The sequence below is a fragment of the Microbulbifer sp. A4B17 genome, assembly GCF_003076275.1.
Taxonomy (GTDB): Bacteria; Pseudomonadota; Gammaproteobacteria; order Pseudomonadales; family Cellvibrionaceae; genus Microbulbifer.
Genome location: NZ_CP029064.1, coordinates 1,499,207 through 1,512,287, shown reverse-complemented (window position 1 = coordinate 1,512,287; position 13,081 = coordinate 1,499,207). Strand labels below are relative to the sequence as shown.

18 protein-coding genes are annotated in these 13,081 nt (G+C 45.0%); 6 read left to right on the top strand and 12 right to left on the bottom strand.

Features of this window, described 5'->3' with window-relative positions:
- Positions 1-104: 104 nt before the first annotated feature.
- Together BTJ40_RS06685 and BTJ40_RS22475 are read right to left on the bottom strand one after the other, a co-directional pair.
- On the bottom strand, positions 105-620 hold the full coding sequence (locus tag BTJ40_RS06685; protein ID WP_108732354.1) for an ankyrin repeat domain-containing protein: 516 nt from the start codon (positions 618-620) through the stop codon (positions 105-107).
- A gap of 1,615 nt (positions 621-2,235) precedes the next feature.
- Entirely contained in the window at positions 2,236-2,385 is a 150-nt protein-coding gene (locus tag BTJ40_RS22475) for a hypothetical protein (RefSeq protein WP_192879386.1), read from the bottom strand.
- Positions 2,386-3,655: 1,270 nt separating this feature from the next.
- On the opposite strand from BTJ40_RS22475, the gene BTJ40_RS06680 reads away from it, so the two are divergent.
- The 6 genes from BTJ40_RS06680 to BTJ40_RS06655 all read left to right on the top strand — a co-directional run bounded on the left by BTJ40_RS06680 (position 3,656) and on the right by BTJ40_RS06655 (position 6,859).
- Complete coding sequence (locus tag BTJ40_RS06680; RefSeq protein ID WP_108732353.1) at positions 3,656-4,024, top strand: hypothetical protein; 369 nt, start codon at positions 3,656-3,658, stop codon at positions 4,022-4,024.
- Between the two features lie 654 nt (positions 4,025-4,678).
- Positions 4,679-4,843: a hypothetical protein gene (locus BTJ40_RS22470; protein ID WP_192879385.1), complete on the top strand. Its 165-nt coding sequence runs from the start codon at positions 4,679-4,681 to the stop codon at positions 4,841-4,843.
- On the top strand, positions 4,840-5,127 hold the full coding sequence (locus tag BTJ40_RS06670) for a phage antirepressor KilAC domain-containing protein (protein ID WP_108732352.1): 288 nt from the start codon (positions 4,840-4,842) through the stop codon (positions 5,125-5,127). Before BTJ40_RS22470 ends, BTJ40_RS06670 begins: the two co-directional genes overlap by 4 nt.
- 88 nt (positions 5,128-5,215) lie before the next feature.
- Positions 5,216-5,488: a hypothetical protein gene (locus BTJ40_RS06665; protein WP_192879384.1), complete on the top strand. Its 273-nt coding sequence runs from the start codon at positions 5,216-5,218 to the stop codon at positions 5,486-5,488.
- A 77-nt stretch (positions 5,489-5,565) separates the two neighbouring features.
- Complete coding sequence (locus tag BTJ40_RS06660; protein ID WP_108732351.1) at positions 5,566-5,706, top strand: DUF4224 domain-containing protein; 141 nt, start codon at positions 5,566-5,568, stop codon at positions 5,704-5,706.
- A 130-nt stretch (positions 5,707-5,836) separates the two neighbouring features.
- Complete coding sequence (locus tag BTJ40_RS06655) at positions 5,837-6,859, top strand: tyrosine-type recombinase/integrase (RefSeq protein WP_157953928.1); 1,023 nt, start codon at positions 5,837-5,839, stop codon at positions 6,857-6,859.
- Positions 6,860-7,539: 680 nt separating this feature from the next.
- Here BTJ40_RS06655 and BTJ40_RS22720 read toward each other — a convergent pair.
- From BTJ40_RS22720 to BTJ40_RS06615, 10 genes are all read right to left on the bottom strand, one after another.
- Positions 7,540-7,755, bottom strand: coding sequence for a DUF4113 domain-containing protein (locus BTJ40_RS22720; RefSeq protein WP_238152156.1), 216 nt, complete (start codon positions 7,753-7,755; stop codon positions 7,540-7,542).
- Complete coding sequence (locus BTJ40_RS22715; RefSeq protein WP_238152208.1) at positions 7,721-7,999, bottom strand: hypothetical protein; 279 nt, start codon at positions 7,997-7,999, stop codon at positions 7,721-7,723. The genes BTJ40_RS22720 and BTJ40_RS22715 overlap by 35 nt, the downstream gene beginning before the upstream one ends.
- Positions 7,933-8,370 carry a hypothetical protein gene (locus tag BTJ40_RS22710; RefSeq protein WP_238152155.1) on the bottom strand — a complete coding sequence of 146 codons (438 nt, stop codon included), beginning with the start codon at positions 8,368-8,370 and terminating at the stop codon, positions 7,933-7,935. Before BTJ40_RS22710 ends, BTJ40_RS22715 begins: the two co-directional genes overlap by 67 nt.
- A gap of 144 nt (positions 8,371-8,514) precedes the next feature.
- Positions 8,515-8,820 carry a hypothetical protein gene (locus BTJ40_RS06645; RefSeq protein WP_108732349.1) on the bottom strand — a complete coding sequence of 102 codons (306 nt, stop codon included), beginning with the start codon at positions 8,818-8,820 and terminating at the stop codon, positions 8,515-8,517.
- A gap of 670 nt (positions 8,821-9,490) precedes the next feature.
- Positions 9,491-9,934: a hypothetical protein gene (locus BTJ40_RS06640; protein ID WP_108732348.1), complete on the bottom strand. Its 444-nt coding sequence runs from the start codon at positions 9,932-9,934 to the stop codon at positions 9,491-9,493.
- Positions 9,935-10,017: 83 nt separating this feature from the next.
- Positions 10,018-10,449, bottom strand: a complete 432-nt coding sequence (locus BTJ40_RS06635; RefSeq protein ID WP_108732347.1) for a hypothetical protein — start codon at positions 10,447-10,449, stop codon at positions 10,018-10,020.
- A gap of 107 nt (positions 10,450-10,556) precedes the next feature.
- Positions 10,557-10,943 carry a hypothetical protein gene (locus BTJ40_RS06630; protein ID WP_108732346.1) on the bottom strand — a complete coding sequence of 129 codons (387 nt, stop codon included), beginning with the start codon at positions 10,941-10,943 and terminating at the stop codon, positions 10,557-10,559.
- Positions 10,944-11,028: 85 nt separating this feature from the next.
- Positions 11,029-11,355 carry a hypothetical protein gene (locus BTJ40_RS06625; RefSeq protein ID WP_157953927.1) on the bottom strand — a complete coding sequence of 109 codons (327 nt, stop codon included), beginning with the start codon at positions 11,353-11,355 and terminating at the stop codon, positions 11,029-11,031.
- Positions 11,356-11,456: 101 nt separating this feature from the next.
- Positions 11,457-11,675: a hypothetical protein gene (locus tag BTJ40_RS06620; protein ID WP_108732344.1), complete on the bottom strand. Its 219-nt coding sequence runs from the start codon at positions 11,673-11,675 to the stop codon at positions 11,457-11,459.
- Positions 11,676-11,813: 138 nt separating this feature from the next.
- Positions 11,814-12,287 carry a hypothetical protein gene (locus BTJ40_RS06615; protein WP_108732343.1) on the bottom strand — a complete coding sequence of 158 codons (474 nt, stop codon included), beginning with the start codon at positions 12,285-12,287 and terminating at the stop codon, positions 11,814-11,816.
- Between the last annotated feature and the right edge of the window lie 794 nt (positions 12,288-13,081).

Sequence of the window (13,081 nt, the reverse complement as noted above, 5' to 3'; positions counted from 1 at the left end):
TCTTCAGTGTCCATTTATTGCTCTAACGCCCAGCGCACAGGCGAGCAAAACGTAGTTTTGCGAGTCCAGCCCGCGCTTTTTGCGGGCGATTGTGCCGCTGCTTGTTATGAGTTTTTGACTGCATTACCAATATACTCTTTGAGGTCGTTGTTTAGGCCAAAGCAATTCGCAAACCATAAGCCGTTCAAGTCTTCACCATACTCAGAAACAACCGCTTTAGTATTGCAGCCAGACTCAACCAATAGCTTTAAAACGCTGATTGAGTTTCTAGAGCACGCCTTTAGAAATGGCGTTTTATCCATATACCCTCGAACCTCTAAGTTTGCGCCAGCATCAATCAAAGTTTGAATAATTGGTATTGCGACCTCTTCATCATCTTCAGCACTATCAATAACCTCAAGTAAGGGAGTATCGCCGCAGTCATTTCGGAGATCGGAGTTTGCCCCTTTCATCAAATAATACTTTACGTGCGCTAAGTTTCTATTCTTACATGCTGCTAGCAGCAAAGAATCACCATAACTATCTGGCCTATCTATATCGTCAAATGGGCCGTAGTATTCCTCAAGGTCTTGAGGCGACAGCTCCATCAAGTCACTTTCGTAGCATAGATCGTCGTCCATGGATTACTCATAACAGTTTATTAATGAGCCAATGGCTCACTATCTATTTGGCCACTATTTCTGGGAGGGATCTTCCAAGCCCCGAAAAAAAGCCTTTATTTACAGCAGGTTACAAACTATTATCTAAATAGTAACCAGAGATAGTGAGCCATCAGCTCAAGTCGCCTGGTTCGACCTCCCGCTCTTGAACACATTTTACCCATAATTAAATCAATAAGTTAGGGGGGACTTTCTGTAGATGTAAGCCATGGCTCTATAACTCGGGCTTTCGCACCGGTAACACACCCACTCCACTACTCAAAATCACAGCCAACATTACCCACTAGGGATCTCCATAGCCGCAATAGAGCTATGCACAGCCAGGCGGTTGGCCACCTCAACAATACAACTCGCTACTAAATCAGCACATGGTCAGCGACGCTTACCGGCTGGCCTGCATCGGTCTGCAGAGTCTTGGTGGGCTCGATGGCCTGAGTTACCGTTGCGCGCCCAATAGTGCCGGCGTTGTGGCCAACGTCTATGTTGTAGGCAAACTGCCAAGCCTGACATGGTAATCGGGGGCAAGCTGGACATTATCTATTCCTTTGTTTAGTCAGATTTATACACGCCCTTATGGGTAATGATCTGGTGCCGGTGATCGATACCGGCGGCATAACTCTTACCACCTACAGAGACCTTGTACACGGTACGGAGGCCGGCACACTCGACCCGCTCGATAGTTTCCCAGCTCTGTGTCCTTTCCTTGTGCAGTGCGAGTAGATCGGCTGCCCAGCCAAGGTATAACCCCCTAGGAAATTTCAGAGATCTGTTAAAAAAACACGGTTCTAATTACCCGTGTGCTGGACCGCTCAAGAGGACCCATTCAAGTTCTTTTTGCGTTTGCGATCACACAATCCATTGCCTTATGAAGTTCTGTAGGAAGGTGACGCCACGCTCTGTCTTCAGCAACATGGGGTAAAGGACCTTTTATGGTCTGACTTTTCCTTGAGGAATATCAGAATGGGGTTAACCGTAGGCCGGCGCTTGCTACCTGCCCTCTTCCATAGGCCTAAGACGCCATACGAAATACTTACCTTTCTTGCCCTGCGTGCCAGCTGAGTCACTCACGCTACCAGATCCTGCCCGAAGCTCAACCAGGATTTTATATAGGTTACGACCGAGACATTCCCGTATTTGTTTAATCTCGCCGCCTTGTCATACACTTCGTACATGCCAAAAGGTATGACACCCATGTGCTGAAGACACGCTCAAGCGCTTGTCACTCCGGTTCACATCAATGACCGAAGACGCTAGATATTCACTAGGCGCGGTACCGTTGGCAGTCTGGTCACGGATAAAAACTTTGGCAACGCCTGAACGCTTGGTGGCTTTCTTAACCAATATAGAGTTGAGGGTTAATTTTGCCGGGTTTAAAAATACACGTTCCATAGCTGTGTGCTCTTCTCCTCGATTACGAAAAACCACATTATTTAGAGCCACCGAACTTGCATAAGGTGACTACTTTTTCAATTCAGAAGATGCTCAATCAAACTTTAAGGTATCAAGCTTTACACCAACATCCATCGTCCCCACCCTGCTGCTGTTCTTCCAGCTTTAAGCGCTTGTGGTTGTAATACTAATTAACCATCAAACCCGCCTCAGCTATCAGCACAGCAGCAAGTCCAAACCAGTTATCCGTGAGCCAACCAGCGGTAGTTCCAGCACCAATGGCAGTTATAAAGCCAGCGTTATCCACTAATTCTCTTAGGGTGTCCTGAAGAATCATGACTGTTTCCAAGCCTTCATCGTCTTCTCAGCCCAGCGCCCCACCACACAACCACCGAGGCCGCTTTCAGATCTGGTAGGCCCATTAAAACCAGTAGTGAGTCAACCTACGCTTTGTGGCCGTTGGCTTCTGCCTTATCTGGGACTACCTCGTCTATGACCTTGCCTTGTAAATTGGATATGACCGAAATCACTAATAGCTCCACACCGCAGGCCGCGCACGCTCGCCACGAATTGAATCAAGGGCATCAAATGGATAAACCGCTTTTGGATCGGTCCTTTCTGTTTCACACCTATGCCGGTGAAACCTTCTCCTAGGGCAAAACGATGCGCCCCACTCAGGACTACTGAAACATCAACAGCCTACCCTGTAGTATGAGCCATATTGAAATGTAGTCGAACATTGAGCGCTCGGCGATGGTAGCCGGAATTAATAATTATTGGTCCACCAAAACATTCAATAACTCAAATTAGGCATTTGAGAGCTTCATCTTTAAATAGGTTATTGCCATAACAACAGTTGGTCATTTTCATACCCAGGAAGTAATCATTAATAAACAGGGGATTACCAGAATAATCAATTCCTCGATGCGCGGGACCTAGAGATATCAAGATAAAAAGCTTCTATAGCTGGAGTTTCCCACGAATATATGACACATAGAAATTAACATTTTTTAACTTCTTTTTTGTAAACACAAGACAATCAGAAAGGAAAAAACATTCATTCATCATAACAATTCAAATAAATTTCAAAACACTCTCTTATGAGCGACCTCAATTAATTGCCTACTTTATGCCTTAAAACATTGAATTATAGAGGCAGCAAGGCAAAAAAATGAGGGGCATATAATGTTTGTAGGCGCCTTAAGTATTCGAATTATCTCACCCAACCTTATCTGTACTTACATGTAATTGAAAAACAAAATACTCCAAATTATTATAAATAAAAATAACGTACCAATTAATTAACCCATCAAATTAACAATAACAGAAATCATTAGAATTTAAGTCCGGAACTCAACAAAAAGTAAGAAAAACCATAAGTCGACAGACTAATTATTGCTTCACTAAATTTTGTCAAATAAAAGACTTAACCATCCTGCAATCAAATAGGACTAGCCATGAGAACAGCCACAGTATTCACTTGTCATAATACGATAATGCACACAGATAAAATTAATGCTCTAAGAGAATACTACAATGTTTGGTGCGACGTTGTAACAGTGCCAAGTCGAGCTGAGCCACCCCCCAGGCACCGTATCGGAGATAATGTGATCATCTGGTTTCATGGGAATGATTCAGACGGAAAAATCAAAGTCCAAGGGAATAAATTAACTAGTTTTGATGTTGCATTGAAAATCCGGCGGATGATGGGGGCCAATGGGCGACGATCTGCAATACACATTTATGTATGCCATGGTAACCAGCATAGATTGCATGGATACTTTGAAGCCTTTCGACCTGTATATTACCCACCGCACAAGGGATTCATGTGCTTAAACAAGGCCGGGAAGTTTCAATTCTATGGAGGAATGAACAACAATGACGACGTTAATGGGAGAGTGATTGTACCTGCCGATGGAACCAACTGGATGGTCAACCAAGCATTCCAAAGAACGGGAGGACAACAAGCCAGATAAATATAGCTCTTCTTCATTCATACCATGAGATTGATTTAAAATCTATAATGAAAAACCCGGCTGGGGGAGCCGGGTTTCCTGCAGAGCAGAAAAACTGCTTACCGGGAATTTTATGCTTAGACCGCATAGTGCCCTCAACTGACAGCTTTAAACCGCCCTCTGTACTCCTGCACAACCTCAGAAACAGGCCCTAAAGCTCTTGCTGGTAAAGGGTCCAAACGCCGCTGCAAACGCTTCCAAATCTTCACCCACTCCCTATCCCTATCCCTATCCCAGCACTTTTTGTCACACCCTAAAATTGTCCTCACATGACTCAGGTCTATCAATCGACCATTCACATCACGCAACGCACACGCACTGAACGTAATCACGCTTCGCTACATGGGCAAAGAGCCCCAAAGCGTTATTGCGCACGGCGAGAAAAAATTTCGCACCCTCAGCGTCGAATGGTCTCACCTTGAAACGCAGGGGAAAAGTGCAGCGTGAAACAGATTCAGCAGCTGCCAAAAGTACGTTGCGTGCGCTGCAGAAAACCCGCAGAGCCAGTATTCAACGGGAAGCTGTTATTACGCGGCTGGAGTTGTCAGCTTTGTAAATACTGGGAGCCGGCAATAGGTAGAGAAAGAAAGTTCAAAAAGCTGGCAGGAACAAACCATGAATGAGTTCTCCCAGCTGCTCCAAATCACTCAAGACCTAATGGCCACGGTAGAAGCCCAGCAGTTACAAATAAACGGCATGCGCGAACAAATCGCAGCACTCTCCAAAGCCATCCAGGGCCAGCCATCAGAACAAAATTTGAAGGACCAGGAGGCAGCGTGAAAAAGGAAAAACTCTTCACCATCACCCAGGCCGCCCGAACTCTAGAAATGGGCAGAAACAACCTGCTGAAGCTACTGCGAAATAGCGACCTTTTGCATAGCCGCGAACCTATACGTAACTCACCGACAAAGGCCGCCGTACAGCAGGGGCTACTGGTTGCAGAGAATGCCGAATATAAGCGCGGCCCGGTGAAGGTGCCGTATATCAATACCAAGGTGACATCGAAAGGCATGGTGTGGATTCGGGATCTTATCGAAAAGAGTTCCATCTCCCAAGCCAGCTAGAAATTTAACCGTGCCCCGGCGCACTCAGTCAGAGGTAACCATCCTTGGGCTGCCAGTATGGAGCCCATTTTTAAAATGGGAAAATCCAATGGAAAGATATGCACTGCTTACTGGCACCTACAACCTATTGATGGGCGGCATCAAAGATTTTAAGCGCTCCTACACCACTGAAGAGGAAGCGTTTAAAGAAGTACAGCGCATTGCTCAAAATGACCTGTTTACACACTGGGCACAGATATTCGATAAGAAAAACGACAAGGCAAAAATTTATCGCATAGTCGATAAGAAAGTCATCGAAGAGAAACCCAAAGACTGCCCTAACTCTGAGCCAGAGTCCAAGGCAAAACCGCAGTACGCCTGAGCTCAATTAAAAATAGTGTTATCAGCCCGCCGAGTACGGACTTTTTAGATAGAAGACAATAACGCGAGGGATATGCGATGGGAAACTTGCTGACCAAACATGAAATAAGCCGTCTTACTGGTGCTGGCGCCGATAATGCCGAAGAACAAAAACGTGTTCTTGACGCCAATAGAATCCCTTATGTACTAAAAAAAGATCGATCTCCTGCCCTGACTTAGGATATGGTCAATCAAGCTAAACTCATGCAAATTAATACCCCTAACTCAAGTGGGAACAGCCTCCAATTACCACTAGGCGTGAATATGAGTGCAATCAATGGGTAGACCAAGAGACCCCAAGAATGCTTGGATGCCACGATGGGTAGAAATCTACCCTCGTGGCTATCGAGTAAAAATACGAGGGCAAGGCGCCTGGTATCTATGCGGTCCAGACTCATCACGCGCCGAGGTATGGACAGCCTATGAGAGATGGGAGAACGACCAGCACGGGAAGTTATTTACCATTGAAGACCTGATTGACTTGTATTTCGCTTCCCCTCAGTTCACTAAAGAACTGAAGCCTCAAACCCAAAAAGACTACTTCAGATACGCAAAGAAGATCCGCACAGTCTTTGGGCCAGCTAAGCCCGACACTATCGCATCACCAGTAATCCAGATGTATATGGATGCTCGCGGCCAACAATATCCAACAGCCGCCAATAGAGAGCGAACACTTCTTAGCATCATTTTTCGCTGGGGAAAGGCACGCGGATTTGTATCGATAGATGATCCAACTAAAGCGGTAAAGCCCTTCAAGGAGAAACAAGGTGGACGCTATGTCGAAGATGCGGAATACCTCGCGTTTTACACTTGGCTTGAATCCAGGGGACACACGGCACACGCCGCAGCCATGGAGATCGCCTATCTCTGCGGCGCTAGACAACAAGATGTACTGTCACTTAAGTGGCAAGACATTACGGAGGAGGGATTATTGATTTGCCAACAGAAGACTGGCAAGAAGCAATTAAAACTCTGGACAGAGCGCCTTCATGATGCTGTTGAGCTGGCATTAAAAAGCAATTCAAGCTCAAAATCGCAAAGCATGTACCTCATCCGCGGCAGGACCGGGCAACGCTTCACACGAGATGGATTCAATAGCACCTGGAGCCGTGAACAAAAAGCCGCCGACGAAGCTGGCACTCTACCCAACCGGTTTCGGTTCCACGATTTAAAGATAAAAGGCATTTCAGATTTCGAAGGCGACAAGCAGGAATTCAGCGGACACAAGACTCGTAGCATGATGGTGCGCTACAACCATACCGCAGATAAAGTTGTTTCCCTTAACAAGGCGAGAATCAAGAGCAAGAAAGACAAACCAAAGGGGAATGGATAAACATTTAAATAGCATGAGTTAATAATTTACATGCGCTTTATCCTCATAGCGACCGAAACTCAATCATGCCCATTCCCATACTTTTGCAGCATAGCCTTAAAAATTAGCTCCCATGCATTGCCCGCTCAAACTCAGACTCAGTTATTTCTATTTTAATAAGCCTTGAGACCATTTCTGAAGTCAAGTATATAAAGAAATATTTATCGCTTTCGCCTTCTACTGCCCGCCCCCTCTTGCCAGTGAAGGCTAGGACGATTACGCTCAGATAAATCTACATTATATTTTTTACTGGTTAAGCGCTTCATGCTGCCTCCAAAAGGTAGTACCTTAAAGATCCTCTTTACCTTCTGAGACAGCTGTACATCCATCCAATCGAAAGGACAGGAAAAGTCGATTAGGGCAAAAATTATCTCTGGAATTACCACTATAAGAGGCAAAACGAAAAAAACTGCACTAAGCGAGGTTCGAAGACCCTAATAAACAGAGAGGAATCTGAGATGACCGACGGCAATCGAACCCGTAACCTCAGGAGCCACAATCAAACCAAAAACCATATAACTATCATATAGTTATATAACTTCGTGTGTAAATAGCAAGGTCGTTTAGACCCACTATAAACCCCGTGATTACTCAGCTACTCAATTTTTTGCACACGTAGAAACTGTATGGCTGCACAGTAACTAGACTGTAATCACCGACAGTTGATCCCACTGAGTTGTATAGGCCGGAGAGCGATGCTCCTGCCGCATCTTCCATTTCTTCTGGATACCTTCAGCCCCCAGGAATAGAGTCCCCCGTCCAAACTTGCGGTTGATGCTATCGATCTCCCCGGCCCTTGCCGATTGGCCTGGCGTGAATAGATCACCCTGTCCTAGCGCAAGGAATAATCTCAACAAGCTCCACTCCTGCTTTCATAAAGCGGCACCCTGACCGGTACAGACTTGCAATAAACTTTCTTACCAGCCCCACAATTACCCGCGTATCGTCGGTAGGGTATAGTGTCCGTACAATTATGCTGCAGCTGTAGTAGCTGGGCTTATGGTACAAGGTATGCAGAAGCACATGAATCGACTTTACGAGCGATTTCTGAGCCCGTAGCTTCTCCGCCGCCCTGTTTGCGTACAAGGTGGCAGCCTGCAGTATCGGCTGTAAGTCGGTGAGCTTTTCACCAAAGGAGCGGGTGCAATAGATCTGCTTCTTGGCTGGGGCTCTTCCTCCAAGCCAAGGCAGGGAATCCCGTTCAACTCCTCAATCGTTCGCTCAATGTTCACATTGATATGGCGGCGCAATACTTTTGGGTTGGCCTGCGCCAGGTCATAGGTTGTCTGTATGCCAAAATCGGCCAAGCGCCTGGACAGTCGCCGCCCTATGCCCCAGACATCATTGACGGCGGTACGGCGCTGCATCCATTGCCACTTTTCTTGTGTATCCAAAGCGCAAACCCCATCGCACTTGGAGATTTTCTTTACTGCTCGGTTGGCTAACAAAGCACCACTTCGTGCAGATTCCATTTCCTCCCTTTATTGCCAGGCTTTATGCTCAACTTCCACTGGAGTTTCGACGACATATCCATAGAGCTATAGAGAGCAGCTATGGAAGACTCGGCGATAACGCTTTTAGCAGGCGCGCGGCGCTTGCCTAAATTTGTTAAGTGCTCATAGCTCAAAAATACGCTTGAGAAAATTTTCACTGTCCTTGCATTGCTGCCACAGTAATTCACGAAGCTCATACCCTCTTTGCGCCTCAACTGGAGGAGCGCCAGTAAAATACAACTCATCACTGAAGCTACACATTCCTCCATATGCACGCAATGAATGAGAAATACTTGCTTGTGGCTTATTGTTTTCTAGTAGCTCCAAGGATTTAGAAAAATAGGTGAACCAATTCTCTTCATTATATTCTCTGAGAATCAATACTAACTCTTCAAGAACTAGCTTATATGCACTGTACTTATCGCTCATAGGCACTTAACGCCGCCGGCAGGGGCAGCTTACCTTGTGCACATTTTGCGCAAAAATGGGAGCACAGCGACCTGCGCAAAATGTGCACAAGGTAAGCTGCCCCGCGGAGGGCGCGATTTTCGCGACCGGAGTGTACTTCAGCAACTTGTTATGACTCTGTGAGATGAGACATAAAATCTCTGATGTAGTATTCATGGGCACATAGAGATACTACTCCGTTTTCGTTTGGCTCGGGAAGATAGCGTAAGTGCAGCGTGGACCTTGGAGCCACTTCATAGTTCAAGCATAAATATAATTCCGATTCATTGATTGAGTCAGATGAACCAAGAATGTTTACATTTACTTCAAGAGAGGTGCTATCCGCAACTCCAGATCCCAGCAGGTAGGTTGCATACTTCAACTTTCCACCCCTGTACTTTGTAGGAACAACTACTTTCACAGGATGGCACTGAGGCGAATTGTACAATGCCCCTTCGGACAACTTTATGTGATGCGGAATTTCATCACTACCACATGCCTTCCCATGGAGCGGCAGCATCGCTAGAGCAATAATTAAATATTTCATACTACTAAGAGTCATAACGCCCGGCTCTGCGGCTGAGAAAAAGTGGCACTGCTTTTGCATCAGCAAAAGGAGTGACGCTTTTGGCAGTCCGACAGCAGCCGCTTGTTAAGCCGTGACTACCTCGATTGTTGTTTCGAAAGTGAACGGCTCATTTTGAGCCACACCCTCATTCTCAAATTCAACGACAACGGAACCTTTTATTTCATAGCGGCCATCATTTGCTTTAGAAAACACTAGCTCTTTTACATTACACCAATTGTGAGCACAACCGACATAAACCGAACCTCCTGCTTCTGGGTATGACTCGTGTGATAAATTAGCCCCATCGAGTTCCGCTGAATTCTCTAAGTTTAACTCGTACCAGTCCAAGACTATTTCAGTTGATAGTGGCTGCTCCTCATACTCAAGACCTGAATCAAAAGGTTCTAGAGGTATGGTTATACGATGAAATAATGTTTTCTGTAACCCGATACTCTCGTTCTCAAACCAGTAGGCCTCAACCTTACCGTTTTTAGCTTTAGTTTTTCTCTGTAATTCGATTTTATCCATAACTTCAATTCTGGTTTGGCTTAACGCCGCGCTTTGCGGCTAGTTGGAGCGTAGCGGAAAACCAGTCCGACAACAGCGCCTTGTTAGCAGTTGCCAAGCTGAACCTCACCAGATACAAAAACACCCACAATACAACCAAGATAAGGGTCATTGGCATTTTCATTAAGAGCCCACTGCCAATCAACTACTTCGGTATTGGTAGGAAATAGCAGCTTTACCCCATTTTCGAAAGTGAGCTCTAAACTTGAATCTGGCAATAAATCCACGCAAGTAATGCATTTGTGAAGTGTTGATGAAAGCACAATGCTCTTAGCAACATCTTCTTTATCTACGGCATCAGAAGCTCGCGGATACAATGTGGACAATTGCTTATTTATCTCATCTTCATCTGTAGAAACTACATCGTGTGCTATGAGCGAAAACCCATCGAAATATAAATCAAAGACATCCCCTACTCTGAATAGGGAGTAGAAATTACCAAGCAACTTTTCTTGTAGAACTTCAATTGCGCTCATAATTCTCTAATTACTGCTAACGCCCGGTTAATGGGCAGGCGAAGCAGCGCGTAGCCTGTCCCAGCGGAAGCCACGCTTTTTGTGGCTGGAGCGAATTGAACCGCTTGTTATGTGTTTTGCTGCTCATTTACCTCTTTCTCTAACTCCTCAGCTTGATAAGGCATATATCCATTCTTTAAAAAATAGAAGGCCAGATAACCGTAGACACCTGCCAACGCAATTGAGTTGGGTAAAGGGGCATTGTTAAAAAGCACCCCATAGAAGACCCAGCCGAGTAAAGCTAACACAATCGTAGCTAGTACATAGTTACATGCCTTGATGAAAGGATGGCTGCTCCGTTTACCCCACTTCAGTAGGAATAAGGCAGGAAAACCAATGTACATCATAAAAGCAGAAATACCAGCTCCCCAATTTGGGCCAAAAAATGGATGTAAAGCCCAATAGAGAGGGAAAAACAAAATCACTGATAAAATTGCGATTAGTAGCAGTCTCATGATCTACACATAACGCCTTGCTTTGGGGCAGCCGAAACGCAGTGTAGGCTGTCCCAGCCGCGAAGCGGCGAGCAACAGCAACTTGTTATGTGTTTGCTCCACTGCCAACCCTCAAATTTTTTGATACCCAAGCCTCGCGCTCTTGTTGCGAATTAAAGCGCCCGATTAGTTGCGTAACTTCTGCTTGACCTTGATCTGTTAAAAAGTAACCGCCATGAAGCGGAACATCACTCTCCGGGCAGAATAAAGACTCATTGAAAGTAAATATCGCATCGTATGTTGTTTTACGAGATTCACTCTTTCCCTTGCCACGAGTAGTAACTCTATCTTGTTGCATCAACTCGCCTTCATGCGAAGATAGTAAGTGCACTGCACTAGATAGTATTCGATTACTGTATTCTTCCTTGCTCATATTTATTTACACATAATGTTTGGCGCAACGGCGAAGCACACAGTGCTGAGTCCGGCAGCCAAAGGCTGCGTATTGCCGCCACTTGTTATGTGTTTCTTTGGTTAAAGCCATTTAATAACCCACTTAGATTCTTCAAAGTAGCCTGAGAGCTCTTTTTCGTTTTCCACCCAACCATCAAAAGCTTCAACTTTCGGGTCTCTGAGGTTTTTGCCCGTGAGAATAAGAAAGCCATCGGTATTCTCTGAATCGTTGACAACCTTTACCTGGCAACCAATTTCATCGCCAGATTCGATCAAACCAATTCTTCCAATCTCAATCACTCGCAACTCCGTGACACATAACGCCGCGTTCAGGGGCGACCGAAGCGGCGCACCGTCTTGTGTATAATATGAGCGCAGCGAATTACACAAAAAAGGTGCATAGCTTTGGGAGTCCACTGCAACGCCTTGTTAGCAATTTTATCCAGGCATGCAGTAATTGTCATATGAGTCCAACCACTGTTGCGTGATTTCCTGACGCTCGACATTAGTACAAACAACCATGTTTTGATCAATTTGTGTAATAGCGATAACAAAGCCCATTTCATTTTTTGGGAGATACTCAATAGCTGGAGTTATCACATACTCACCAATTGAACTAAACAATTCTTCCTTGGAGTTTACTTTGCCAGGAATAACACTATTGGGATTGCAAGTAAGAAATATTCTCTCTACTTCAGATTTACGATCAAATACAAAGCCCGAATAACTACAAGAAATACCCTTCTGTTCTGCATTCGCAATGTAACCGGATACAGCAACTTGCCGCTCATCAGGGGAAAACAAAGATGGTATTTTTGAAGCAGCATAACCCAAGCCTACCAGCACCAAGATAATTAAAAGGGCATAACTTTCGAACTTTTGCCACTTGGTTTTTCCCATTGACACATTCATAAAAACTCCAAATTACTTATTATTGCTAACAGTTAATTCAAAAGCAGCGTCTATATATCACCCTTCTATATAATTCTGCTGTCCTCAATTAAAGCCAGCTTAAAAACCCAGCAAAATCAAAGAACTACATTGAGTGTCACAAAATAAAACAAGTAGATATATAGCAGCGTCTTTATAATTCCACGCTATCCTTGCTTTATATCACTTTTCACATCCGTTAAAAATCAACAAGTTATAGAATTTTCCCTAGAAATAGAAGCAGCGTCTTTTGAATTCTGATATGCGAAGCAGGACTTAGTTATCAGTACTGTATTTCACCAACCTTTTTACACACGGATGTTCCAGTTGGTGGGTACGCTGCCACTTAGAGAATTGGCTTTCTAAGTACACGACCTTGAAGTGTCAGGAACCTTCTTTGTAGAGATCAACAGCAGATTCTTTAGAGCAAAGCAAAGTGAAGTTTCTTACCTAAAAAAGCAAAACATCCCGCTTATCTATTAAAGTTCTCATAAAATCACAGGGTCGCTACTAGCCATCCTTCCAGCAGTTGATAAGCCATCCATAGTGGATAGTGGTTTGTCCCCCACTCTGCTATTCTGCGCCCCCTATAAAGAAGCCCTTCGAACTTAAGTCTGGACCTTTCTGTTCAGACCTACCCCGATTGCATGCTTCAGGAACATCAGGTTTGGGCTTGCCGTTCATTATTTGATCGAACGCTTCTACTTATTGAGCCCCATAGGAAACCTGCCCCCTACCCCAATCTGAGCTGACCGCCACTCCTGCGGAGCTCTTGG

Excerpts from the sequence above, each read along its gene's own strand:
- BTJ40_RS06685 (WP_108732354.1), bottom strand. The coding sequence starts at position 620 with ATGGACGACGATCTATGCTACGAAAGTGACTTGATGGAGCTGTCGCCT.
- BTJ40_RS06645 (WP_108732349.1), bottom strand. The coding sequence starts at position 8,820 with ATGAGCGATAAGTACAGTGCATATAAGCTAGTTCTTGAAGAGTTAGTA.
- BTJ40_RS06635 (WP_108732347.1), bottom strand. The coding sequence starts at position 10,449 with ATGAGCGCAATTGAAGTTCTACAAGAAAAGTTGCTTGGTAATTTCTAC.
- BTJ40_RS06655 (WP_157953928.1), top strand. The coding sequence starts at position 5,837 with ATGCCACGATGGGTAGAAATCTACCCTCGTGGCTATCGAGTAAAAATA.
- BTJ40_RS06615 (WP_108732343.1), bottom strand. The coding sequence starts at position 12,287 with ATGAATGTGTCAATGGGAAAAACCAAGTGGCAAAAGTTCGAAAGTTAT.
- BTJ40_RS06640 (WP_108732348.1), bottom strand. The coding sequence starts at position 9,934 with ATGGATAAAATCGAATTACAGAGAAAAACTAAAGCTAAAAACGGTAAG.
- BTJ40_RS06665 (WP_192879384.1), top strand. The coding sequence starts at position 5,216 with ATGGAAAGATATGCACTGCTTACTGGCACCTACAACCTATTGATGGGC.
- BTJ40_RS06625 (WP_157953927.1), bottom strand. The coding sequence starts at position 11,355 with ATGAGCAAGGAAGAATACAGTAATCGAATACTATCTAGTGCAGTGCAC.
- BTJ40_RS22470 (WP_192879385.1), top strand. The coding sequence starts at position 4,679 with ATGAATGAGTTCTCCCAGCTGCTCCAAATCACTCAAGACCTAATGGCC.
- BTJ40_RS22710 (WP_238152155.1), bottom strand. The coding sequence starts at position 8,370 with ATGGAATCTGCACGAAGTGGTGCTTTGTTAGCCAACCGAGCAGTAAAG.
- BTJ40_RS22475 (WP_192879386.1), bottom strand. The coding sequence starts at position 2,385 with ATGATTCTTCAGGACACCCTAAGAGAATTAGTGGATAACGCTGGCTTT.
- BTJ40_RS06630 (WP_108732346.1), bottom strand. The coding sequence starts at position 10,943 with ATGAGACTGCTACTAATCGCAATTTTATCAGTGATTTTGTTTTTCCCT.
- BTJ40_RS06660 (WP_108732351.1), top strand. The coding sequence starts at position 5,566 with ATGGGAAACTTGCTGACCAAACATGAAATAAGCCGTCTTACTGGTGCT.